Below are 22,214 nucleotides of genomic sequence, written 5' to 3'. Positions count from 1 at the left end.
GCGAGGTCCTTCCGATTGGCGCTTCGCATCGCCGTCGCCATGAACGGAGCCGCCGCACGGGAGAAGCCGGCCGGCTCGCCGCGGTTGCGCAAGGGTCATCCTGGTCGCGTCCTCGCCGACCCGCTCCCACGTGTACGTCGTCTCCATCGGGAACGGCCCCTGCGCGGTGCGCATCACCAGCCGCGATCCCGGCTCGAGCTCCACGATCTCGTAGGTGTACTCGAGGCGACGGCCGAGGAAGCGCGCGACGAACGCCAGCTTCGATCCGATGCGGATAGGGGCCTCGGTCCGCCAGTCGACCCGTTCGATGTTCTCGTACCATTCGGGCGCGTTCGAGGGGTCCGCCGCGTAGGCGGCCACGTCCGCCACCGGACGATCGATGACGATCTCGGTCACGACATCGACGCTCATCAGTCCTCCGAGATCATTCTCCCGCAACCTCGGCGGGGTGGGCCGCGTTCCGGGAGCGACTCAGCTCAGCGGTCGCCCTCGTCGAGCCACTTCTCGACGAGGTGGTCGGCGATGATGCGACGGATGGTTCCCGACTTGCCGCGCAGCACGATGCTCTCGGTGCGGATGATCGGTCCCTTCTTGCGGACGCCGTCGACGAGTTCGCCGTCGGTCACGCCGGTCGCGACGAAGAACGTGTTGTCGCTGCGCACGAGGTCGTCGAGCTCGTACACCTTGTCGCAGTCGAGCCCGGCGGCCTCGCCGCGCGCGCGCTCCTCGTCGTCCTTCGGGGCGAGCCGCCCCTGCATGAAGCCGCCCAGCGCCTTGATCGCACACGCCGTCGTGATGCCCTCGGGGCTTCCGCCGATGCCCACGCACATGTCGATGCGCGACTCGTAGCGAGCCGCGTTGATGCCGCCCGCGACGTCCCCGTCGCTGATCAGGCGCGTGCCGGCGCCCGCAGCGCGGATGTCGGCGATGAGTTGCTCGTGCCGCGGGCGGTTCAGCACCGCGACCCGCAGCTCCCCGACGTCCTTGCCCTTGGCCGCGGCCAGCGCGCGCAGATTCTCGCCGATGGGCTTGCGGATGTCGACGACGCCGATGCCCGCGGCATCCGTCACGATCTTGTCCATGTAGAACACGGATGACGCGTCGAGCATCGTGCCCCGGTCGGCGACCGCGATCACCGACAGCGCGTTCTGGCGGCCGGCGGCGGTCAGCGAGGTGCCGTCGATGGGGTCGACGGCGATGTCGCACGCCGGACCGCGTCCGTTGCCGACCTTCTCACCGTTGAACAGCATGGGCGCCTCGTCCTTCTCGCCCTCGCCGATGACCACGACGCCGTCGAAGTTCACCGTGCCGAGGAACGCCCGCATGGCGTCGACGGCCGCGCCGTCGGCGGCGAGCTTCTCGCCGCGACCGATCCACGGGTACGAGCGGATGGCGGCCGCCTCCGTCGCGCGCACCAGCTCGAGCGCGATGTTGCGATCGGGGTGCAGGTAGAGGCTTTCGGTATCGGTGCTCACCATCGAGGGGTCCTCCAGGCAGTCGTGGGATCGCCTACGAGCCTACTGAGCGGGTCGGCGCGCGGTTCGGCGATGGCGGCATTCCTCGGCGAAAGTTCCCCGGTTCTTAACGGATGTCGCGGAGCGGGCGCATCGCGCTCGCCCCGCATCACGTCGCGTCGACCGAGCCCGCTCGCCACGAGTCCCCGGGCGCGAGCCGCGACCCCGGTCCGAGGTCGCACGGCGTCACCGCGGTGAGGAACACGGCCGCCGGAGCGGCGCACAGCTCGTCGAGCCCGACGACCCGGTCGACGGGGATCCCCGCCTCCGCCAGGCGTTCGGCCTCGCGGGCCGACTGGGGTTCGAGGCGCGCCTGCATCCATCCGCCGAGCGCACGGACCGCCGCGGCGGTCAGGATCCCCTCGGGAGCACCGCCGATGCCGACGACGAGGTCGAGGCCGCCGTCGGCCCGTGCCGCTCGCAGGCAGCGCTCGACATCGCCGTGCACGAACCCCTCGACGGCAGCGCCCGCGTCCTCCGCGGCGCGCGCGAGCGCCGCATTGCGCGGCCGATCCTGCACGGCCACGCGCACCTCGGACACGGGCACGCCGCGCGCGGCGGCGATCGCCGCGACGGTCTCGCCGACCGGCGCGCCGACGCGCAGACCCGGCACCCGGCTGACGAGCTTGCGCATGTAGTGCGCCGGCCCGATGTCGAGGAACGCGCCCCGAGGCGCGACCGCCATGATCGCCATCGAGCCCGGCAGGCCGGCCGCGGCGAGGCTCGTTCCGTCGACGGGGTCGACGGCCAGGTCGATCGCCGGCCCGCGCCCGTTGCCGAACCGCTCGCCGAGGTGCAGCATGGGCGCCTCGTCCTTCTCGCCCTCGCCGACGACGACGCGTCCGTCGGCGGGGGCGTCGGCAAGCGCCGCGCGCATCGCGGCGACCGCCGCGGCGTCGACGGCCTCCCAGTCGCCGCTGCCCACGAACGGCAGCGCCGCGACCGCGGCCAGGCGCGTCGCCTCTGCGAGGGCCGCGGCGAGCGCGGGAGCGGCGGGTCGATGGGTCACGCGTCCATCGTGCCCGATCGGGCCGCGCCATCCGCCCGCACCAGCGCAGCCCGCACCTGAGGGCCGCTCGACACGTCGGTAGACTCATGCCAATCCACGAACTTCGAAGGAGCACGGCATGCCCATCGCAACCCCCGAGCAGTACGCGCAGATGCTCGACACCGCCAAGGCCCAGGGCTTCGCGTTCCCGGCCTTCAACGTCTCGAGCTCGCAGACCCTCAACGCGGTGCTGCAGGGTCTCGCCGAGGCCGGTTCCGACGGCATCATCCAGGTCACCACGGGCGGCGCCGACTACTTCGCCGGCCACACGGTGAAGGCGCGCGCCGCCGGTGCGCTCGCGTTCGCCAAGTTCGCGCACGAGGTCGCGAAGGCGTACCCGATCACGGTCGCGCTGCACACCGACCACTGCCCGAAGGACGCGCTCGACGGCTTCGTCTACCCGCTCATCGCCGCCTCCGAAGAGGAGGTCAAGGCCGGCCGCAACCCGATCTTCCAGTCGCACATGTGGGACGGCTCGGCCGTACCGCTCGACGAGAACCTCGAGATCGCGAAGGACATCCTCCCGAAGATCAAGAACATCAACGCCATCCTCGAGGTCGAGATCGGCGTCGTCGGCGGCGAGGAGGACGGCGTCCAGCACGAGGGCTCGAACGAGGCGCTCTACACCACGCTGAACGACGCGATCGCGGCCGTCGAGGCGCTCGGCCTCGGGGAGAACGGCCGCTACATGGCCGCGCTCACGTTCGGCAACGTGCACGGCGTCTACGCCCCCGGCAACGTCAAGCTCCGCCCGTCGCTGCTCAAGGAGATCCAGGACGGCCTCGCCGCCAAGTACGGCACCGGCGAGAAGCCGCTCGACCTGGTCTTCCACGGCGGCTCGGGCTCGACCGACGCCGAGATCGCCGAGGCGGTCTCGAACGGCGTCGTGAAGATGAACATCGACACCGACACGCAGTACGCGTTCACGCGCTCGATCGCCGGCTACATGTTCCAGAACTACGAGGGCGTGCTCAAGGTCGACGGATCCGTCGGCAACAAGAAGCAGTACGACCCGCGGGCCTGGGGCAAGGTCGCCGAGACCGCGATGGCCGCACGCGTCGGCGAGTCGACCCGGCAGCTCGGCTCGGCCGGCAAGTCGATCTCGGCGTAGGGCACCGGATGTCGCAGGACGAGGCCGCTCGGAACGAGACCCACGCGCAGCCGGCCGACGGTGTCGCGCCACCGCGTGACGAGCGGCCGCGTCCGCGCTACGGCGAGTACGCGCCCGAGGGCTGGTCGTGGCAGCCGCCGGCCGACGAGCGGGCGGATGCCGCGGCATCCGCCCCGCACCCGGCACCGCCGCCGCCCGCGGCGCCCGCGCCGAACGCGCCCGCCCCGCCCGTCCCGGTGGCGCCCGCTGCGCAGACGCGCAGCGCCGACCGGTTCTTCACGATCCTGCTGCTCGCGCTCGGCGCCCTGGGCGCCTGGAACACGTCGGTGAGCCTGCAGCAGCTGCCCGCCGCCATCCAGACGGTCTACACGCAGCAGGGGGTCGGCACCTACACGCCGCAGGAGTGGCTGCCGACGCTCGCGCTCGTCGGAACGGTGTTCATGCTCGCGCTGTATGCCGCGGTGCTCGGATGGTCCATCGTCCGGTTTCGCGCGCGGAAGGTCGCGTTCTGGGTGCCGATCGCCGGCGGCGTGGTCGCGCTGGTCGCGACCATCGTCCTGACCTCGATCGTGTTCATCACGGATCCCACGTTCCAGTCGTACCTCGAGGGCATGTCGGGCGTCTGACGCGACCTCGCGCGTGCCTCAGGGCGAGAACGACGTCAGCGCGCCGCTGAGGAAGCGCCACGCCCAGAACACGACGATCACGACGAACGCGACCACGGCGGCGCGCGAGACGCTGCGCGTGAGCCGGCGACCGGGTTCCGCGACGCCGGGTGGAGGTCGGAGCGGCGGGAGCGGCGGGACGAACGCGAGCGCGTTCTGCGATGCGTCGGGGGATGCCGCGGGTGTCGGGGTGGCGGCGGCGAGCATCGGCTCGGTGCTCGCGAGCCGATCGTCGCGCCATCGCGCCCACCGGGCGACCTTGTCGAGCAGCGCCCCGACGACCGAGAAGAGCCAGGCCCAGGTCGCAGGATCGAGCGTCGACACCTCGCGCCGGGTGTACAGGAACAGCCAGTCGTCGACGATCTCGACGTCGACCGCGGCCGCATGGTCGATGAACCGCGCCATGATGTCGGGCGTGAAGAGGTAGAGCGCGTCGCTCTCGTAGCCGACCGGCACGTGCAGTGCGAAGTAGTCGTCGAAGTCGCCCTCGAGGCTCAGGCGCTGGTCGCGATCGAACGTCGCGGGCAGGTTGGAGATGCCGAACAGGCCGTTGTTGTTCGTCGCATCGAGCACGATGTGCGGCAGCGGCGCATCCAGCTTCACGGCCACGTAGCCCCAGCGGTGCGTCGACCGATTCTTGCCCGAGCCGGTCGTGAACCGGTAGTTGCCGAACTCGACCGGCCGTGGTCGCTCGCCGCGCACGAGATCGGTCGCGACGCGATCCGTTCCCACCTGGAAGATCATGCCGGGCAGCACGGGATCGCGCCGATGCGGCTCGTACGACATGGCGTTCGCCCGCGCGAAGCGGTCGAGGCGGTACCAGCGCGTGGACGTGCCGAGGCCGCCGCGGGCCAGGCCGACGATTCCGAGCGCGACCACGCCGACCACGATCCCCACCGGCACGAAGGTGACCAGCGCGCCGCCGCCGGCCTGGGACGCCAGGCTCGCGATCGACGTCAGGATCGACCCGAAGACGCCCAGCACGACGAGCCCGACCACGACCGCGAACGCGATCGGGATGATCCGGAATCCGTCCGCTCCTCCGAAGAGGCCCGGAACGCGGCCGCTCGCTCGGAGCTCGCCGGCGAACTCGCGCACGGCGGCGCGGTCGACCGGCTCGATCAGCGGGCGCGCATCGAAGCCCCATCCGGCTCCGCCGATGCCCGCGCTCGGTTCGGGACCGTCACCCACCGGCTCGGCGGCCATCGACCGTCAGGAGGCCGAGGCGGCGCGGCTGCGCCCGCCGAGGGCCCGTGCGTCGCGGTTGCCCGAGAGGTCCTTGCGGAGTTCCTTCGGCAGCGAGAACATCAGGTCCTCCTCGGCGGTCTTCACCTCGGCGACCTCGCCGTAGCCGGCGTCCTCGAGCTCGAGGAGCACCTCCTTGACCAGCCCCTCGGGCACGGACGCGCCGCTCGTGACGCCGACGGTCGCGGCGCCCTCGAGCCATTCCTGCTGGATCTCGGTCGAGTAGTCGACGCGGTAGGCGCGTTTCGCGCCGTTCTCGAGCGCGACCTCGACGAGCCGCACGCTGTTCGACGAGTTCGCCGAGCCGACGACGATCACGACGTCGGCCTCGCGGGCGACCTTCTTGATCGCGACCTGGCGGTTCTGCGTGGCGTAGCAGATGTCGTCGGACGGCGGATCCTGCAGGTTCGGGAACCGCTCGCGGAGCCGGCGGACGGTCTCCATCGTCTCGTCGACCGAGAGGGTGGTCTGCGAGAGCCAGACGACCTTGTCGGGATCGCGCACCTCGATGTTCGGCACGTCGTCGGGACTGTTGACGAGCGTGACGTGGTCGGGCGCCTCGCCGGCCGTGCCCTCGACCTCTTCGTGGCCCTCGTGGCCGATGAGCAGGATCTCGAAGTCGTCGCGCGCGAACCGCACGGCCTCGCGGTGCACCTTGGTCACGAGGGGGCAGGTCGCGTCGATCGCGTGCAGGCCGCGGTCGGCCGCGGAGTTGACGACCGCGGGTGAGACGCCGTGCGCGCTGAAGACGACGTGCGCTCCCTCGGGGACCTCGTCGACCTCCTCGACGAACACGGCGCCCTGCTTCTCGAGCTCGGTCACGACGTGGATGTTGTGCACGATCTGCTTTCGCACGTAGACGGGCGCGCCGTAGTGCTCGAGCGCCTTCTCGACGGCGATGACGGCACGGTCGACGCCCGCGCAGTACCCGCGCGGGGCGGCCAGCAGGACCCTCTTGCGTCCGGGGACGGGGATATCCTTGAGCCGGCCTCGCACGCTCGGGATCCGAGGCATGCCGAGGTCGATCCGCGGGGCATCCGTCAAGCTCGTCACGGGTGCCATCCTACGCGGGCGCGAACGACGATCAGCTGGGAGGCGCATGGCTCAGGGCCCCACCACCCGAGAGACCCCGTGGTCGGTCTCGATGCTCTCGGGCAAGCTCAAGGAGTACCTCGACCGCCTCGGCACGGTGTGGATCGAGGGCGAGATCACGCAGTGGGGCGTGTCGGCCGGCAACGTCTACGGCAAGCTGAAGGACCTCGAGGCGGATGCCACGGTGTCGTTCTCGATCTGGTCGTCGACGCGCGCGAAGCTCACCGAGCAGTTCAAGGCGGGCGACCACGTCGTCGCACTCGTCAAGCCCAACTGGTGGGTCAAGGGCGGCTCGCTCACGATGCAGGTGTTCGACGTGCGCCACGTCGGCATCGGCGACCTCCTCGAGCGCGTCGAGCGCCTGCGCGTGCAGCTCGCCGCCGAGGGCCTGTTCGACTCCGCACGCAAGAAGGCGCTGCCGTTCCTGCCGCAGGTGATCGGCCTGGTCACCGGGCGCGATAGCGACGCCGAGAAGGACGTGGTGCGCAATGCGCGACTGCGCTGGCCTGCGGTCGAGTTCCGGATGGCGTACGCGGCCGTGCAGGGCGATCGCTGCGCTCCCGAGGTGGTCGCCGCCATGCGGCGGCTCGACGCCGACCCGCAGGTCGAGGTCATCATCGTGGCGCGCGGTGGCGGGGACTTCCAGAACCTGCTGGGCTTCAGCGACGAGCGCGTCGTGCGGGCCGCGTCCGCGGCATCCACCCCCATCGTGAGCGCGATCGGGCACGAGGCCGATCGCCCCCTGCTCGACGAGGTCGCCGACCTGCGTGCCTCGACGCCGACGGATGCCGCGAAGCGCGTGGTGCCCGACGTCGCCGAGGAACTCGTCCGCGTCGAGCAGGCGCGGGCCCGCGTCCGCATGCGCGTGACGACACTGGTCACCCACGAGATCGACCGGATCGGCCACCTGCGCACGCGCCCGGCGCTCGCCGACCCGACGTGGATCGTCGACCGCCGCGCCGAGGACGTGACGCGCTGGGTCGCCCGCGGCGCCGAGCTCGCCGACCGCGCGATCGAGCGCGCGGCGACCCGCACCGCCGAGCTGCGCTCGCAGCTCCGGGCCCTGTCCCCGCTCGCCACGCTCGAGCGGGGTTACGCGATCGTGCAGCGCGAGCACGACGGCGTGCTCACGCGCCCCGACCAGGCGCCCGACGGCACGGCGCTGCGCATCACACTGGCAGAGGGCCGCCTGGCGGCGACCTCACGGGGTGCTGTCGGCGACGCCGAATAGAATGCCCTCCATGCCCACCACTCCCCCGGATGTCGCCGAGCTCAGCTACGAGCAGGCGCGCGACGAGCTCGTGCGCGTCGTCGCCGAGCTCGAGCAGGGTTCGGCCACGCTCGAGCAGTCCCTCGCGCTGTGGGAACGCGGCGAGGCGCTGGCCCAGCGCTGCGAGGAGTGGCTGCTCGGGGCGAAGGCCCGGCTCGACGCCGCACGTGCCGGCGCGGCGCGCGCCGCCGCGACCGACGGCGGCGACGCTTGATGGCCCGCCGCGAGGGGCGCGTGGTCGCCGAGCTCGGTCGCCCGGAGACGCCAGAAGAGACGGCGGCCCGCAAGGCCCAGGACTCCCGCAATCACCGGCAGCGGCAGAACGTGCGCAACCTGGTCGGGGCGCTCGTGGCGAGCCTCGCCGTCGTCGCCGTGATCGTGCTCATCGTGCCGCGCAGCGACACCCCGATCGAGCGCGACGTCGACGTGGCCGCCGTCGCCGCGCAGGCCCAGGTCGGCGTCGAGGAGGAGCTCGCGGTTCCCGAGCTGCCCGAGGGCTGGCGATCCAACGACGCCTCGCTGCGCCAGCGCGAGGCCGACGGCGTCACCGCCTGGTACGCGGGCTACCTCACCCCGGGCGACGAGTACGTCGGCATGTACCAGGGCTTCGCCGCGAACCCCACGTGGACCGCCGAGCTGCTCGCGAACACGATCGCCACCGGAGTCGTCACGATCGACGGCGTCGAGTGGACCGTCTACGACAACCGCGACACCGACGCCGACGTCGGCAATGCGCGATACGGTCTCGTGACCGAGGCGGGCGAGAGCACGTTCGTGCTGCTTGGCACCGCCGACCCCGACGAGTTCGACACCCTGGCGCGGGCGATCGTCCCCGCCATCGACGCGCAGCGCTGAGAGGAGACGGCCGTGAGCCAGTCCGCCCCCGCACGACCGACCACGCCCGCAGAGACCTGGCGCGAGTTGCGCGCCGGCAACGCCCGATTCACCGCCGGCACCCCGCAGCATCCGCGGCAGGATGTCGACCGCCGCACCGAGCTGGCGAACCACCAGCGCCCCCTCGTGGCGATCTTCGGCTGCAGCGACTCGCGCCTCGCCGCCGAGATCATCTTCGACGTGGGGCTGGGCGACGCGTTCGTCGTGCGGAACGCCGGCCAGGTGATCTCCGACTCGGTGCTCGGTTCGCTCGAGTACGCGGTGGGCGTGCTCGGCGTCCCCCTCATCCTGGTGCTCGGGCACGACCACTGCGGCGCCGTGCGCGCCGCGATCGACTCCCAAGGCGCCGAGCCCGACCCGCTGCCCGCGCACATCTCCTCGCTCGTCGACCGGATCGTTCCCGCCGTGCGGCGCGTCGCGGGCACCGCCGAAGGCCCGATCGACACCGAGTCGATCGACGCCGGCTACGTCGGACGCGAGCACCTGCGCGACACCGTGGCCGAGCTCGTCGAGCGCTCCGAGCTGATCAGCGATGCGATCGCAGCGGGTACGCTGGCTGTCGTCGGCGCGAACTACCGACTGCTCGAGGGTCGCGCCGAGACCGACATCGCAGTCGGTCGCATCTGAAGCCGACGGCGGCATCCGCCCGCTGCGCGCGCATCGCAATCGAAGGGGAACATACCGTGGTGGACAACGCCGCCGACTACCGGATCGAACACGACACGATGGGCGAGGTGCGGGTCCCCGCGTCGGCCCTGTACCGCGCGCAGACGCAGCGAGCCGTCGAGAACTTCCCGATCTCCGGCAAGGGGCTCGAGCCGGCGCAGGTCGCCGCGCTCGCGCGCATCAAGAAGTCCGCCGCGCTCGCCAACGCCCGGCTCGGCGTGCTCGACGAGAAGATCGCCCAGGCGATCGCCGACGCGGCCGACCAGGTCATCGACGGCCGGGTCGACATCGCCGCGCACTTCCCGATCGACGTCTACCAGACCGGTTCGGGCACCTCCTCGAACATGAACATGAACGAGGTGCTGGCCTCGCTCGCCACCGAGCAGCTCGGCAGCCCGGTGCATCCCAACGACCACGTCAACGCGTCGCAGTCGTCCAACGACGTGTTCCCGACCTCGGTGCACATCGCGGTCACCGCCGCCCTCATCGACGAACTGATCCCGGCGCTCGACCACCTCGCGGTCGCGCTCGAGGCGAAGGCCGAGGCGTGGTCCGACGTGGTCAAGGCGGGCCGCACCCACCTCATGGATGCCACGCCGGTCACGCTCGGCCAGGAGTTCGGCGGCTACGCCCGGCAGATCCGCCTCGGCATCGACCGCGTGCAGTCGGCGCTCCCGCGCGTCGCCGAGGTGCCCCTCGGCGGCACGGCCGTCGGCACGGGCATCAACACGCCCGCCGGCTTCCCTCAGCTCGTCATCGAGCTCCTCCAGCAGGAGACCGAGCTGCCCATCACCGAGGCGGCCGACCACTTCGAGGCGCAGGCCAACCGCGACGGCCTCGTCGAGGCGTCCGGCGCCCTGCGCACCATCGCGGTCAGCCTGACGAAGATCTGCAACGACCTGCGCTGGATGGGCTCGGGCCCCAACACCGGCCTCGGCGAGCTGTACATCCCCGACCTCCAGCCCGGATCCTCGATCATGCCCGGCAAGGTCAACCCCGTCGTCCCCGAGGCCGTGCTCATGGTCGCCGCGCGCGTCGTCGGCAACGACGCGACGATCGCCTGGGCGGGCGCGTCCGGCTCGTTCGAGCTCAACGTGCAGATCCCCGTGATGGGCACCGCGCTGCTCGAGTCGATCCGCCTGCTCGCCAACTCGGTCCGCGTCCTCGCCGACAAGACCGTCGAGGGCCTCGAGGCCAACGAGGAGCGCACGTCCGCCCTCGCCGGCATGTCGCCGTCGATCGTGACGCCGCTGAACAAGATCATCGGCTACGAGGCCGCCGCGAAGATCGCCAAGCACTCGGTGGCCAAGGGCATCACGGTGCGCGAGGCCGTGATCGACCTCGGCCACGTCGAGCGCGGCGACCTCACCGAGGAGCAGCTCGACGAGGCGCTTCACCTGCTGTCGATGACGCGTCCGCCGCAGGCGAAGTAGTCCGACGTACGACGGCCCCGGAGCTCGCGCTGCGGGGCCGTCGTCGCGTACGGACTACGCCAGCTCGTTGCCGTCGAGCATCTCGGAGACGAGCGCGGCGATCGCCGAGCGCTCGGAGCGGGTCAGCGTGACGTGTGCGAAGAGGGGGTGCCCCTTCAGCGTCTCGATCACGCTCGCGACGCCGTCGTGCCGGCCGACGCGCAGGTTGTCGCGCTGTGCGACGTCGTGCGTCAGCACGACGCGCGAGTTCTGCCCGACGCGGCTGAGCACCGTGAGCAGCACGTTGCGTTCGAGCGACTGCGCCTCGTCGACGATCACGAACGCGTCGTGGAGCGACCGGCCGCGGATGTGCGTGAGCGGCAGCACCTCGAGGATGCCGCGATCGATGACCTCGTCGAGCACGTTGTCGGACACGAGCGCGCCGAGCGTGTCGAAGACCGCCTGCGCCCAGGGGTTCATCTTCTCGCCCTGGTCGCCGGGGAGGAACCCGAGCTCCTGCCCGCCCACCGCGTAGAGCGGCCGGAACACCATGATCTTCTTGTGCTGCTGGCGCTCGAGCACGGCCTCGAGTCCGGCGCAGAGCGCGAGCGCCGACTTGCCGGTGCCGGCGCGGCCGCCGAGCGAGAGGATCCCGATCTCGGGGTCGAGCAGCAGGTCGATCGCGAGCCGCTGCTCGGCCGAGCGACCGTGCACGCCGAAGACCTCGCGATCGCCGCGCACGAGCCGCACCTCGCGCTCGCCCACGACGCGTCCGAGTGCCGAGCCGCGCTCGGAGTGGATCACGAGCCCGGTGTTGACCGGCATGCCCTGGACCCCGTCGGTCATGAGCGAATCGTGCTCGTACAGCTTGGCCATGTCGTTGGAGCCGAGCGCGAGCTCGGCCATGCCCGTCCAGCCGGAGTCGACGGCCAGTTCGGCGCGGTACTCCTGGGCGTCGAGGCCGACCGAGGCCGCCTTGATCCGCAGCGGAAGGTCCTTCGAGACGACGGTGACCTCGAGGCCGTCATTGGCCAGGTTGAGGGCGCAGGCGAGGATCCGCGAATCGTTGTCGGCCAACTGCAGCCCGCTGGGCAGGACCGACAGGCTCGAGTGGTTGAGCTCGACCCGGAGCGATCCGCCCTCGCCGACGGGGATCGGGAAGTCGAGCCGCTCGTGCTCGACGCGGAGGTCGTCGAGCAGACGGAGCGCGGCGCGCGCGAAGTACCCGATCTCGGGATCGTTTCGCTTGGCCTCCAGCTCGGTGATCACGACGACCGGCAGGACCACGGGGTGCTCGGCGAATCGGAACAGCGCACGCGGGTCGGACAGCAGCACCGACGTGTCGAGCACGTAGGTGCGCTCGGCCTGCGCGGCAGCCCCCGGGGTCGCGTCGGAGGGCCGCGTGCGGCGCTCCTTCGACTCGACCGGACCGAGGGGCTTGGTGGGTTCGACAGAGGTCACGACCGCTCCTGCCCCGAGCTCTCGCTCGGCTCTCGCGCCGGCGGGCGATCCCTCCACGAGCGGTTCACGAGCCGACTCGACCGGGCGCCTTGCCCGATGCCTCGACGGTACGTCCGACGGGCGACATCGGAAGCGCGACACGCGGCGCGACATCCGCCGTTCATGAAGTCGACGCGACACCGCGCGGGAGGTCAGTACGTCGCGGCCGTGTTGAACGAGACGAACGCGCCGCGCAGCATCTCGACGGTGTCCTCGGAGAGCACGGCGTGCACGCTGAGCCGCACGGTGCCGAGCCGCGTCGTCGCGGTGACGCCGTGGTTGTGCAGCGACGCGGTGAGCACGGTGACGTGCTCGGGCTCGGGCTCGAGCACCACGATGCCGGCGCGCTCGCGCTCGTCGCGCGAGGACGCCACCGGGATCGCGAACTCGTCGGCGAGTTCGATGACCCGGCTGACGTTCTCTGCGACGCGGGCGTTCACCTCGGGGACGCCGACTCCGGCGAGCTCCTCGAGCGCTGCGGCGAAGCGCGCCTGCGCGATCGGGTCGGGGTTGGACACGCGATACGCCCGAGCGCCGGCCGCGGGGGGCGGCACCTCGTCCCACACCTCGTCGTCCTCGGTACCGGTATAGCCCGAGAACACGGGCGTGAGCCGCTCGAGCGCGCGCTCGGAGAGGACCATCACACCGGTGCCCCATCCGGCGCGGCACCACTTCTGGCCGCCCGTCACGACGACGTCGGCGAGGTCCCACGGGGCGTCGACGATGCCGAAGCCCTGGATCGCGTCGACGATCAGCAGCCGATCGCCGATGACCTGCCGGATCCCCTCGAGGTCGCAGAGGTAGCCCGTGCGGGAGTCCACGAGGCTCACCGCGACGGCGGCGACGTTGGCCTCGAGTTGCTCGCGGATCTGGCCCGGTGTCACCTTGCCGTGATCGGTCTCGAGCCACGCGGGCTGCACCGAGTGCAGCGCCTCGTTGGCCCGCACGGCCGCGATGGGCACGCTCGGGAACTCGCCCGGCGAGAGCAGCACCGCGCCCGTGAGCCCGAACATGGCGTGCATGAGCCCGGTGGAGGTGTTGGGGATCGACACGATCCGCTCGGCGGGCGTGCCGGTGAGGGCGGATGCCGCGGCCCGCACGCGCACGTCCTGCTCGCGGAACGCCTCCATGCTGCCGTATCGCGCACGCTCGAGGACCTGCGTGAACGCCAGGGTCTCCTCGGCGGCGACGCGCGCGAGCGGTCCGACGCGGGCGTAGTCGAGGTAGCCCGGTTCCTCGCCGAAGCCGGCCGCGTACTCGTCGATGGTCACGGTCGCCATCATGGCAGAACGGCGGACGGCCGCGCGTGGATCAGCCGCCGAACCGCCGATGCCGCATGGTGTAGTCGCGGATGGCGCGGAGGAAGTCGACCTCGCGCAGGTCGGGCCCGAGCGCCTCGACGAAGTAGAACTCGCTGTGCGCGGCCTGCCACAGCATGAAGTCGCTGAGGCGCTGCTCGCCCGAGGTGCGGATCACGAGATCGGGGTCGGGCTGGCCGCCGGTGTAGAGGTGCTCGCCGATGAGCTCGGGCGTGAGCCGTTCGGCGAGGTCCTCGAGGCTGCGTCCCTCGGCGTGATGCGCGGCGACGATCGAGCGCATGGCGTCGGTGATCTCCTTGCGTCCGCCGTAGCCGACCGCCAGGTTCACGTGGAGCCCGCGCTTGCCCGCCGTGCGCTGTTCGGCGGCATCCAGCGCCGCCACCAGCGGTTCGGGCAGCCCGGCGTCGGAGCCGACATGCTGCACGCGCCAGTCGCGGTAGTGGCTGAGCTCCTCGGCGAGGTCGGCGATGATCTCGATGAGGTCGGAGAGCTCGTCGTTCGTGCGGTTGACGAGGTTGTCGCTGGAGAGCAGGTAGAGCGTGACGACCTTGATGCCGAGGTCGTCGCACCATTCGAGGAACTCGCGCATCTTCGCGGCTCCGGCACGGTGGCCGTGCGCGGCCGACTCGTAGCCGAGCTGCCTGGCCCAGCGGCGATTGCCGTCGATGATCATCGCGACGTGGTGCGGGATCTCGGCCTCGTCGAGTTCGCGCCGGAGCCGGTTCTGGTAGAGCCGGTAGAGGAAGCCGCGACCGGAGTGATGATCGCTCGTCTGCACCCGACTACGCTACCCCTCCGCGGCCCGACGGCTCACAGCAAGCCGTGATGCTGGCCGTCCTACGCTTGGCCCATGAGCGCGCATGAGCCCGAGGACGTGGCCGAGCACCTGACCAGGCCGGCGTCGGAGCTCGATGCATCCGATGCGGCCGTCGCGGTCGACGAGCGGCGCGGGCCCGACCTGCCCAACCTGCCGCTCATCGACGCCTCGCCGGAGCATCCCGAGGACCTCAAGCCGACGTGGCGCGGATGGATCCACGCCGGCACCTTCCCCCTGACGATCGCGGCGGGCGTCGTGCTCATCGCGCTGGCCGAGGGACCCTGGGCGAAGTGGGCGTCGGCGGTGTTCACGCTCACGTCGATGCTGCTGTTCGGCAACTCGGCGCTGTACCACCGGTTCGACTGGAAGCCGCGCACGAAGGTGATCCTCAAGCGGATCGACCACGCGAACATCTTCCTGCTCATCGCGGGTACCTACACCCCGCTGTCGATCCTCGCCCTCCCGCCCGACAAGGGCTTCGTGCTGCTCGCGATCGTCTGGGGCGGGGCGTTGCTCGGCATCGGCTTCCGCGTGTTCTGGATCACCGCGCCGCGCTGGCTGTACGTGCCGATCTACCTGCTGCTGGGCTGGGCGGCCGTCATGTACCTCGGCGACCTGCTGGCCGCGAGCGTCGCGATGATGGTGCTCGTCATCGTCGGCGGCGTGCTCTACACGATCGGCGCGGTCGTCTACGGCCTCAAGCGACCGAACCCGTGGCCCGGCCACTTCGGGTTCCACGAGATCTTCCACGTGTGCACGGTGCTCGCGTTCATGTGCCACTGGACGGCCACGCTGCTGATCGCGCTCGAACCGGCCTACCACGGCTGACGCGCGGCCGGCCGCCGAGCCGGGCTACTCGGGCTTCGAGGGCGGGGTGTCGGATGCCGCGCCATCCGTCGGCCCGGCGCCGTCGCCGAGTTCGTCGCCCGAACCGATCCCGGCGGCCGCGCGCTCCTCGGCGTCGAGCCGCTCGCGCGCCTCGGCGCGGTAGTTGACCCGGCGGATGCGGCGCACCATGTCGAGCACGAGCAGCAGCACGACCGCCATCACGAGGAACGTGATCACGAATCCCTCGACGCCGGGCGTGACGTCGTTCGGATCGAACTCCTCCTCGGCCGCGACGGCGAGGAGCGGCGCGAAGGCGGGCACGACGAGCATCGGATTCCCTTCAGGGGGCGGGGTTAGGCTGGATGCCAAGCCTAGACGATCGAGCCGGGAAGGAGCCGGGCGGTGCCCCAACGCGAGTCCGCCGACGCGGCGGCCGAGGACGCCGTGCTCGACGGCACCCCGGCACGGGCCGACGGCCGACCCGCGGCATCCGCCCTCGCCGACCGCTACGGTCGCACCACCGGCCGACGTCGTCGCGAGCGGCTCCTGCTCGCCGGTGCCGCCGCAGCGTTCGCGGTGGTGCTCGTCGCGTGGGTCGTGTGGGCCGGCCTCGACGGCAGCCGCCCGCAGGTGCAGGCGACCGACCTGGGTCACCGCCTGCTCGACGATCGCGCGGTCGAGGTCACCTGGCGCCTCTCCGCTCCGGTCGACACCGACGCCGCCTGCATCGTGAAGGCGCTGAACGAGGACTTCACGGTCGTGGGCTGGAAGGTCGTCGAGATCCCCGCGTCCGACCGGCCCCTCCGCTCCTTCACCGAGCGCGTGCGTACTGCACAGCAGGCCAACACGGGTTTGGTGGACCACTGCTGGCTGCTCTAGAATGGGAAATTCGCCCCGGCAGCCGCTGGGGCGTCACGTATATTCACGGGAGTGTGCACCATGGCGCAGGACGCCACCGCGACCACCTGGCTCACCCAGGAGGCCTACGACCGGCTCGCCGCCGAGCTCGAGCACCTCTCCACCACCGGCCGGGAAGAGATCGCGAAGCGCATCGAGGCCGCGCGTGAGGAGGGCGACCTCAAGGAGAACGGCGGCTACCACGCCGCGAAGGACGAGCAGGGCAAGCAGGAGGCCCGCATTCGCCAGCTGACCGACCTGCTGCGCGTCGCCGAGGTGGGCGAGGCTCCGGCGTCGAACGGCGTGGTCGAGTCCGGCACCGTCATCACCGCGATCGTCGCCGGCGACGAGGAGCGATTCCTGATCGGCAGCCGCGAGATCGCGGGCGACTCCGAGCTCGACGTGTTCAGCGAGCAGTCGCCGCTCGGTGCCGCCATCCTCGGGCTCAAGGTCGGCGAGAAGACCAGCTACACCGCGCCCAACGGCCGCGAGATCGCGGTCGAGGTCACGGGCGTCGAGACCTGGAGCGGCCAGTGACCCGCTGACCCCTCGACGTGCGAACGGCCCCTCCTCGGAGGGGCCGTTCGTCATTCCTCGATGATCTGGGGTTCGTAGCCCGCGCGCCGCAGCAGCTCGATCAGCTGGTCGGCATGCCGAGGGCCTCGCGTCTCGACCGAGAGCTGCAGCGCGACCTCGGAGATCTGCATGCCCGCGCCATGCCGCGTGTGCAGCACCTCGACGACGTTCGCGTTCGCCTCGGCGACGAGCTCGGCGATGCGCGCGAGCTGGCCCGGCCGGTCGGGCAGGCCGATCCGGAGGGTGAGGTACCGGTCGGATGCCGCGAGGCCGTGCGCGATCACGCGCTGCATGAGCAGCGGGTCGATGTTGCCGCCCGACAGCAGCGCCACGATCGGTCCGTCGGAGCGCACCTTGCCGGTCATGAGCGCGGCGACGCCGACGGCGCCGGCGGGTTCGACGACGAGCTTCGCGCGCTCGAGCAGGACCAGCAGCGCGCGGGCGATGTCGTCTTCCGTGACGGTGACGATCTCGTCGATGGTCTCGCGGATGATCGCGAAGTTGAGCTCGCCGGGCCGGTACACCGCGATGCCGTCGGCGATCGTCGGCACGACGGGCACCGACGTCGGCGCTCCGGCCGCGATCGACGGCGGGTACGGCGCGGCGTTCTCGGCCTGCACGCCGATGACCCGGATCGTGCGGCCGAGCCGCGCCGCCTCGAGCTTCGCCGCGCTGGCGACGCCGGCTGCGAGCCCGCCGCCGCCGATGGGGACGACGATGGTCGCGACATCCGGCGCCTGCTCGAGGATCTCGAGCCCCAGCGTGCCCTGCCCGGCGACCACGTCGGGGTGGTCGAAGGGTGGGATGATCGTCGCGCCCGTCTCGGCCGCGAACTCGGCGGCCGCCTCGAGCGTCTCGCCGATGGAGTCGCCGCGCAGCAGCACGTCGGCGCCGTACGCCCGGGTCGCCTCGAGCTTGGGCAGGGCGACGCCCACCGGCATGAAGATCGTGGCGCGGATCCCGAGCTCGCGCGCCGCGAACGCCACGCCCTGCGCGTGGTTGCCCGCCGAGGCGGCGACGACGCCACGAACCCGCTCGTCGGGCGAGAGCGCCGAGAGCCGGTTGTAGGCCCCGCGCAGCTTGTACGATCCGGTGCGTTGCAGGTTCTCGCACTTCAGGTGCACCGGCACGCCCTCGAGCCGGCCGAGGAACCGGGAGGTCTCCATGGGCGTGCGGCGCGCGACGGGCGCGACGGTCTGCTGCGCGCGCCGGAACGCGGCGAGGTCGGGGCCGGGCCAGGCCGGCGCGTCGGAGCCCGGGGCGATCGCGTCCGCCCGGGCGTCGAGGGCGTGGTTCATGTCACCGTCCGTATCCGGGGCGCTGGGGTACCGTGCGCCAGAGGGGGGAATGGGTCTCGGCGGGCAGGGGTGGAGCGGCCTGCTTCCACGTGCCGCCGGAGATGTAGAGGATCATCACGTTGCCGACCGCGGCGATGGGCACCGCGAACAGCGCGCCGGGGATGCCCGCCAGGAGCGACCCGGTCGTCACCGCGATGACGACGCCGAGCGGATGCACCTTCACCGCGGTGCCCATGATGAGCGGCTGCAGGATGTGACCCTCGACCTGCTGCACGAGCAGGACGACGCCGAGCATCGCGAGCGCGATGCCCCAGCCGTTGTAGACGAGCGCGACGAACACCGCAAGTGCCCCGGTGACGACCGCACCCACGATCGGGACGAAGGAGCCGAGGAAGACGAGGATCGCGATGGGGATCGCGAGCGGCACGCCGAGCAGCAGCGCACCGAGCCCGATGCCGACCGCGTCGATCGACGCGACGAGGATCTGCACCTTCACGAAGTTCTCGAGCGTCGCCCAGCCCGACCGGCCCGCGCCGTCGATGGCCGCGCGAGCCCGCCGCGGGAAGATGCCGACGATCCAGTTCCAGATGTGGCGGCCGTCGATGAGGATGAACAGCGTCGCGAAGAGCGCGAGCAGGAGGCCGGCGAGGAAGTGGCCGATGGACGAGCTCACCGAGAGCGCCCCCGTCACGAGCACCCCGCTGTCCTGCTGGATCGAGGTGTACACCTGCTGCACGACGTCGTCGATCTGCTCGGGCGTCACGTGGAGCGGGCCATCCAAGAGCCACGCGCGGAAGTCCTCCCACGCCACCACCGTCTGCGCCGCGAGGTCGCCGGAACCGCGCACGATCTGCGAGATCCCGAGGGTGAGGAGGCCGGCCACGCCGACGATCGTCGCGAGCATGGCCACGGTGACCGCGAGCCACTTGGGCCAGCGGTGGCGCTGCAGGAACTGCGAGAACGGCACGAGCAACGCGGCCAGGAGGACCGCGACGAGCACCGGCACGATGACGTACCGCAGCTGGATGATCAGGAACACCACGACCGCGAGGACCCCGCCCACCAGGAGCAGTCGCCACGACCAAGCGGCGGCGACGCGCATCGGGTAGGGCACGGATGCCGCGGCGTCGCGGACCGGCTCGACGGCGGTCTCGGGCGCGCGAACGGGCCGGCGCGCACGCTGACGACGCACGCGCGAGGCTCCGTTCCCCTCGGTCACCGTCCCAGTCTAGGCGCGGGCATCCTCGCGTTCCGCCGGATGTCGGCACCCCCCGTTAGGGTCGGAGGATCATGGTCGACCGCGTCAGTCCCGCCCTCGCGCGCCGCATCGCGCTCGCCGCCCAGGGCTTCGGCCGTGCGACGGTCGCGGCGCCGGGCACGCGCCAGCTCGCCGCACTCGTCGACCGCCTCGGGGTGCTGCAGATCGATTCGGTCAACGTCTTCGAGCGCAGCCACTACCTGCCCGCGTTCAGTCGTCTGGGCGCATACGACCGCGACCGGCTCGACCGGATCACCACCGGGCGGCGCGGGCGCATGGTCGAGTCGTGGGCGCACCAGGCCGCGTTCATCCCCCGCGAGCTCTGGCCCCTCTTCGAGTTCCGTCGCGAGGAGTTCCGGCGCAAGGGCAGCCAATGGGGCGGATGGCTCGTCGAGAACCGCCCGCTCGGCGATTGGCTGCGCGCCGAGCTCGCCGCGAACGGCCCGATGCGGGCGAGCGAGATCGAGCACGACGCCAACGAACGCCGCGGGTCGTGGTGGGGCTGGTCCGACGTGAAGCGCACGCTCGAGTGGATGTTCCTCGTCGGCGAGGTCGTCTGCGTCGAGCGCGTCCGGTTCGAGCGCGTCTACGCCCTCCCCGATCAGGCGCTCGCGCCCGAGCTGCTCGAGGCTCCGGTCCCCGAGGCCGACGCCGTGCGCGAGCTCGTGCGGCGCGCATCGATGGCTCTCGGCATCGCGACCGAGGCAGACCTCGCCGACTACTGGCGCATGAAGCGCGCCCCGGTGCGCGCGGCGATCCGCGACCTCGAAGAAGCCGGCGAACTGCTGCCCGTCGAGGTGCCCGGCTGGACCACGGGTTCCCGCGCCACGCCGGCATGGCTCCATCGCGACGCCAGGCGGCCGCGGCGGATCGACGCCACGGCGGTGCTGTCGCCCTTCGACCCGGTGGTGTGGTTCCGTCCGCGTACCGAGCGGCTCTTCGACTTCCACTACCGCATCGAGATCTACACGCCCGAGCCCGAGCGCAAGTTCGGCTACTACTCGCTGCCCGTGCTCATCGACGACGACGTCGTGGGGCGCGTCGACCTCAAGAGCGACCGCAAGGCCAAGGTGCTCCGCGTCCAGTCGGCGTGGATCGAGCACGGTGCGCCCGACGAGACGGCGGCGCGGCTGCTGCCGGTGCTCGCCGAGGCGGCGCGGTGGCAGGGCCTCGACGACATCGAGGTGGTCGGTCGGGGCGACCTCGCCCCGGCGCTCCGCGCCGAGCTCGCGGCCGCGTGAGTCGGGCTAGAAGCTGCGGCCCATCTCGTGCAGGCGCTGCACGCGCTCGCGGATCGGCGGGTGCGTGGCGAAGAGCCGGTCGATGACGCCGGGCTTCAGCGGATCGGCGATCCAGAGGTGCGCCATCGAGGTGTTCTGCCGCTGCATCGGGCGGCCGTAGGCCTCGAGCTTCAGCAGCGCCCGAGCGAGCGCATCGGGGTGACGCGTGGTCATCGCGCTCGTGGCATCCGCCAGGTACTCGCGCTGCCGCGAGACGGCGAGCTGGACCATGCTCGCGACGAGGGGTGCGACGAGCATGGCGACGAGCCCGAAGACCATGACGATCGGGTTGCCGTTGCTGTTCCTGCCGAAGAAGGCCATCCGCAGGAAGAGGTCCGAGATGAAGCCTATGGCCACGACGAGGCCGAACACGACCATCGAGAGGCGGATGTCGTAGTTGCGGACGTGCCCCAGCTCGTGCGCCATGACGCCCTCGAGCTCGGAGTCGTCCATGATCTCGAGCAGCCCCGTCGTCGCGGCGACCACCGCGTGCTCGGGGTCGCGGCCCGTCGCGAAGGCGTTCGGCGCGGGGTCCGAGATGACGAACACGCGCGGCATGGGGGTGCCGGTGGCGATCGACAGGTTCTCGACCGTGCGCCACAGCCGCGGGTGCTCGGCGACGCTGCGGATCTCGACCGCGCCCGACATCGACAGGGCCTGCCGGTCGGCCGTGAAGTACTGGAAGAGCGCATACCCCGTGGCGATGACGACGGTCACCACCACGATCGTGAGGTCGCCGTAGATCAGCGCGGCGAGGTAGCCCAGCCCGCCGACGATGACGAGGAAGAACAGGATCGTGAAGACGGTGTTGCGCTTGTTCCGGGCGATCGCTCGGTACATCGGCTAGAACTGCACGCGCGGCGGTTCGGCGATCGCCGCCGCCTCGGTGACCTCGAAGAACTCGCGCTCGTGGAAGCCGAGTCCGCGCACGAACAGCGTGTTCGGGAACACCTTGATCTTGGTGTTCAACTCGCGCACGCCGCCGTTGTAGAAGCGGCGCGACGCCTGGATCTTGTCTTCGGTGTCGACCAGCTCGGCCTGCAGTTGCAGGAAGTTCTGGCTCGCCTGCAGCTGCGGGTAGGCCTCGGCGACCGCGAAGATCGACTTCAGCGCCTGCTGCATGTGGTTCTCGGCGGCACCCGCCTCGGCGGGGCCGTGCGCCTGCAGCGTCTCGGCGCGCGCGCGTGTGACGTTCTCGAACACGGCCTTCTCGTGCGCGGCGTAGCCCTTGACCGCCTCGATGAGGTTCGGGATCAGGTCGGCACGGCGCTTGAGCTGCACCGTGATGTCGCTCCACGCCTCGTCGACGCGCACGTTGAGCGTGACGAGGGAGTTGTAGGTGGCCCACAGGTAGATGCCGATCCCCAGGACGAGCACGATGACGATGATGAGCGGGATCAGCCATTCCATGGCGCGGACTCCTGGGTTTCGCGACGATCGGGTGTCACCTCGAATCCTATCCGCCGGATGGGCGTGCGCTCCGAGTTCCCACCGGACTCCGAGCCAGCCGGCGACCTCGTCCGG

General features: G+C 71.3%; 22 protein-coding genes and 2 pseudogenes. 11 read left to right on the top strand and 13 right to left on the bottom strand.

All coding sequences use genetic code 11. The features are described from left to right. Positions 1-150: 150 nt before the first annotated feature. The 3 genes and pseudogenes from BLT99_RS17920 to BLT99_RS02665 form a co-directional block, all read right to left on the bottom strand. A pseudogene (locus tag BLT99_RS17920) lies at positions 151-411 on the bottom strand (SRPBCC family protein); the annotation flags it as partial. A gap of 65 nt (positions 412-476) precedes the next feature. Continuing rightward, positions 477-1,478, bottom strand: coding sequence for a class II fructose-bisphosphatase (glpX, locus tag BLT99_RS02670; protein WP_092669060.1), 1,002 nt, complete (start codon positions 1,476-1,478; stop codon positions 477-479). 145 nt (positions 1,479-1,623) lie between these two features. Then, positions 1,624-2,523: a fructose-bisphosphatase class II gene (locus BLT99_RS02665; protein WP_157674913.1), complete on the bottom strand. Its 900-nt coding sequence runs from the start codon at positions 2,521-2,523 to the stop codon at positions 1,624-1,626. Positions 2,524-2,641: 118 nt separating this feature from the next. On the opposite strand from BLT99_RS02665, the gene fbaA reads away from it, so the two are divergent. Together fbaA and BLT99_RS02655 are read left to right on the top strand one after the other, a co-directional pair. Next, positions 2,642-3,673, top strand: coding sequence for a class II fructose-bisphosphate aldolase (gene fbaA, locus BLT99_RS02660; protein ID WP_092669056.1), 1,032 nt, complete (start codon positions 2,642-2,644; stop codon positions 3,671-3,673). Between the two features lie 8 nt (positions 3,674-3,681). Then, complete coding sequence (locus BLT99_RS02655; RefSeq protein WP_092669054.1) at positions 3,682-4,299, top strand: DUF6264 family protein; 618 nt, start codon at positions 3,682-3,684, stop codon at positions 4,297-4,299. 18 nt (positions 4,300-4,317) lie between these two features. Here the strand turns inward: BLT99_RS02655 and BLT99_RS02650 are convergent, their stop codons facing one another. Then, positions 4,318-5,544, bottom strand: a complete 1,227-nt coding sequence (locus BLT99_RS02650) for a hypothetical protein (RefSeq protein WP_229724858.1) — start codon at positions 5,542-5,544, stop codon at positions 4,318-4,320. A gap of 6 nt (positions 5,545-5,550) precedes the next feature. After that, complete coding sequence (locus BLT99_RS02645) at positions 5,551-6,597, bottom strand: 4-hydroxy-3-methylbut-2-enyl diphosphate reductase (RefSeq protein ID WP_092675497.1); 1,047 nt, start codon at positions 6,595-6,597, stop codon at positions 5,551-5,553. A gap of 85 nt (positions 6,598-6,682) precedes the next feature. On the opposite strand from BLT99_RS02645, the pseudogene xseA reads away from it, so the two are divergent. The 5 genes and pseudogenes from xseA to BLT99_RS02620 form a co-directional block, all read left to right on the top strand. Beyond that, positions 6,683-7,952: pseudogene (xseA, locus tag BLT99_RS02640) on the top strand (exodeoxyribonuclease VII large subunit); the annotation flags it as partial. A 24-nt stretch (positions 7,953-7,976) separates the two neighbouring features. Continuing rightward, a complete protein-coding gene (locus BLT99_RS02635; RefSeq protein ID WP_407922604.1) occupies positions 7,977-8,159 on the top strand; it encodes an exodeoxyribonuclease VII small subunit in 183 nt (60 codons plus the stop codon). Continuing rightward, positions 8,159-8,800, top strand: coding sequence for a DUF4245 family protein (locus BLT99_RS02630; RefSeq protein ID WP_092669048.1), 642 nt, complete (start codon positions 8,159-8,161; stop codon positions 8,798-8,800). The genes BLT99_RS02635 and BLT99_RS02630 overlap by 1 nt, the downstream gene beginning before the upstream one ends. Before the next feature lie 12 nt (positions 8,801-8,812). After that, the gene (locus BLT99_RS02625) at positions 8,813-9,466 is read left to right on the top strand and encodes a carbonic anhydrase (RefSeq protein ID WP_197675522.1); all 654 of its coding nucleotides are present in this window, start codon (positions 8,813-8,815) and stop codon (positions 9,464-9,466) included. Between the two features lie 56 nt (positions 9,467-9,522). Beyond that, on the top strand, positions 9,523-10,938 hold the full coding sequence (locus BLT99_RS02620; RefSeq protein WP_092669046.1) for a class II fumarate hydratase: 1,416 nt from the start codon (positions 9,523-9,525) through the stop codon (positions 10,936-10,938). A gap of 54 nt (positions 10,939-10,992) precedes the next feature. Here BLT99_RS02620 and BLT99_RS02615 read toward each other — a convergent pair whose 3' ends face one another. The 3 genes from BLT99_RS02615 to BLT99_RS02605 form a co-directional block, all read right to left on the bottom strand. Beyond that, on the bottom strand, positions 10,993-12,378 hold the full coding sequence (locus BLT99_RS02615) for a PhoH family protein (RefSeq protein WP_229724860.1): 1,386 nt from the start codon (positions 12,376-12,378) through the stop codon (positions 10,993-10,995). A 191-nt stretch (positions 12,379-12,569) separates the two neighbouring features. Next, positions 12,570-13,688 carry an aminotransferase class V-fold PLP-dependent enzyme gene (locus BLT99_RS02610; RefSeq protein ID WP_229724861.1) on the bottom strand — a complete coding sequence of 373 codons (1,119 nt, stop codon included), beginning with the start codon at positions 13,686-13,688 and terminating at the stop codon, positions 12,570-12,572. 40 nt (positions 13,689-13,728) lie between these two features. Beyond that, entirely contained in the window at positions 13,729-14,514 is a 786-nt protein-coding gene (locus tag BLT99_RS02605) for an isoprenyl transferase (RefSeq protein WP_092669044.1), read from the bottom strand. A 72-nt stretch (positions 14,515-14,586) separates the two neighbouring features. Between BLT99_RS02605 and trhA the strand changes: the two genes are divergently transcribed. Continuing rightward, positions 14,587-15,381 carry a PAQR family membrane homeostasis protein TrhA gene (gene trhA, locus BLT99_RS02600; protein ID WP_092669042.1) on the top strand — a complete coding sequence of 265 codons (795 nt, stop codon included), beginning with the start codon at positions 14,587-14,589 and terminating at the stop codon, positions 15,379-15,381. Positions 15,382-15,405: 24 nt separating this feature from the next. Here trhA and BLT99_RS02595 read toward each other — a convergent pair whose 3' ends face one another. After that, positions 15,406-15,711 (bottom strand): hypothetical protein, encoded by a 306-nt coding sequence (locus BLT99_RS02595; protein ID WP_092669040.1) that lies wholly within the window; start codon positions 15,709-15,711, stop codon positions 15,406-15,408. A gap of 72 nt (positions 15,712-15,783) precedes the next feature. Here BLT99_RS02595 and BLT99_RS02590 point away from each other — a divergent pair, with 72 nt between their 5' ends. Both BLT99_RS02590 and greA read left to right on the top strand, forming a co-directional pair. After that, entirely contained in the window at positions 15,784-16,260 is a 477-nt protein-coding gene (locus tag BLT99_RS02590; RefSeq protein ID WP_092669038.1) for a DUF4307 domain-containing protein, read from the top strand. A 60-nt stretch (positions 16,261-16,320) separates the two neighbouring features. Further along, positions 16,321-16,815, top strand: coding sequence for a transcription elongation factor GreA (gene greA / locus BLT99_RS02585; RefSeq protein WP_092669036.1), 495 nt, complete (start codon positions 16,321-16,323; stop codon positions 16,813-16,815). A 50-nt stretch (positions 16,816-16,865) separates the two neighbouring features. Here greA and ilvA read toward each other — a convergent pair whose 3' ends face one another. After that, positions 16,866-18,152 carry a threonine ammonia-lyase gene (gene ilvA / locus BLT99_RS02580; protein ID WP_092669034.1) on the bottom strand — a complete coding sequence of 429 codons (1,287 nt, stop codon included), beginning with the start codon at positions 18,150-18,152 and terminating at the stop codon, positions 16,866-16,868. A gap of 1 nt (position 18,153) precedes the next feature. Next, positions 18,154-19,371 carry an AI-2E family transporter gene (locus BLT99_RS02575; RefSeq protein ID WP_229724862.1) on the bottom strand — a complete coding sequence of 406 codons (1,218 nt, stop codon included), beginning with the start codon at positions 19,369-19,371 and terminating at the stop codon, positions 18,154-18,156. A 71-nt stretch (positions 19,372-19,442) separates the two neighbouring features. Between BLT99_RS02575 and BLT99_RS02570 the strand changes: the two genes are divergently transcribed. Further along, a complete protein-coding gene (locus BLT99_RS02570; RefSeq protein WP_092669032.1) occupies positions 19,443-20,651 on the top strand; it encodes a winged helix-turn-helix domain-containing protein in 1,209 nt (402 codons plus the stop codon). Positions 20,652-20,657: 6 nt separating this feature from the next. On the opposite strand, the gene BLT99_RS02565 is transcribed toward BLT99_RS02570, so the two are convergent. Both BLT99_RS02565 and BLT99_RS02560 read right to left on the bottom strand, forming a co-directional pair. After that, positions 20,658-21,530: a M48 family metalloprotease gene (locus BLT99_RS02565; protein ID WP_092669030.1), complete on the bottom strand. Its 873-nt coding sequence runs from the start codon at positions 21,528-21,530 to the stop codon at positions 20,658-20,660. Positions 21,531-21,533: 3 nt separating this feature from the next. After that, positions 21,534-22,100 (bottom strand): LemA family protein, encoded by a 567-nt coding sequence (locus BLT99_RS02560; RefSeq protein ID WP_092669028.1) that lies wholly within the window; start codon positions 22,098-22,100, stop codon positions 21,534-21,536. Positions 22,101-22,214: the final 114 nt, after the last annotated feature.

The sequence above is a fragment of the Agromyces flavus genome (genome assembly GCF_900104685.1).
In the GTDB taxonomy this organism is placed as follows: domain Bacteria; phylum Actinomycetota; class Actinomycetes; order Actinomycetales; family Microbacteriaceae; genus Agromyces; species Agromyces flavus.
This window is presented reverse-complemented; position numbering and strand designations above follow the sequence as displayed.

Coding starts and splice junctions, on each gene's coding strand:
- glpX (WP_092669060.1), bottom strand. CDS start 1,478: ATGGTGAGCACCGATACCGAAAGCCTCTACCTGCACCCCGATCGCAAC.
- fbaA (WP_092669056.1), top strand. CDS start 2,642: ATGCCCATCGCAACCCCCGAGCAGTACGCGCAGATGCTCGACACCGCC.
- BLT99_RS02655 (WP_092669054.1), top strand. CDS start 3,682: ATGTCGCAGGACGAGGCCGCTCGGAACGAGACCCACGCGCAGCCGGCC.
- BLT99_RS02650 (WP_229724858.1), bottom strand. CDS start 5,544: ATGGCCGCCGAGCCGGTGGGTGACGGTCCCGAACCGAGCGCGGGCATC.
- BLT99_RS02645 (WP_092675497.1), bottom strand. CDS start 6,597: ATGCCTCGGATCCCGAGCGTGCGAGGCCGGCTCAAGGATATCCCCGTC.
- BLT99_RS02630 (WP_092669048.1), top strand. CDS start 8,159: ATGGCCCGCCGCGAGGGGCGCGTGGTCGCCGAGCTCGGTCGCCCGGAG.
- trhA (WP_092669042.1), top strand. CDS start 14,587: ATGAGCGCGCATGAGCCCGAGGACGTGGCCGAGCACCTGACCAGGCCG.
- BLT99_RS02595 (WP_092669040.1), bottom strand. CDS start 15,711: ATGCTCGTCGTGCCCGCCTTCGCGCCGCTCCTCGCCGTCGCGGCCGAG.
- greA (WP_092669036.1), top strand. CDS start 16,321: ATGGCGCAGGACGCCACCGCGACCACCTGGCTCACCCAGGAGGCCTAC.
- ilvA (WP_092669034.1), bottom strand. CDS start 18,152: ATGAACCACGCCCTCGACGCCCGGGCGGACGCGATCGCCCCGGGCTCC.
- BLT99_RS02570 (WP_092669032.1), top strand. CDS start 19,443: ATGGTCGACCGCGTCAGTCCCGCCCTCGCGCGCCGCATCGCGCTCGCC.
- BLT99_RS02565 (WP_092669030.1), bottom strand. CDS start 21,530: ATGTACCGAGCGATCGCCCGGAACAAGCGCAACACCGTCTTCACGATC.
- BLT99_RS02560 (WP_092669028.1), bottom strand. CDS start 22,100: ATGGAATGGCTGATCCCGCTCATCATCGTCATCGTGCTCGTCCTGGGG.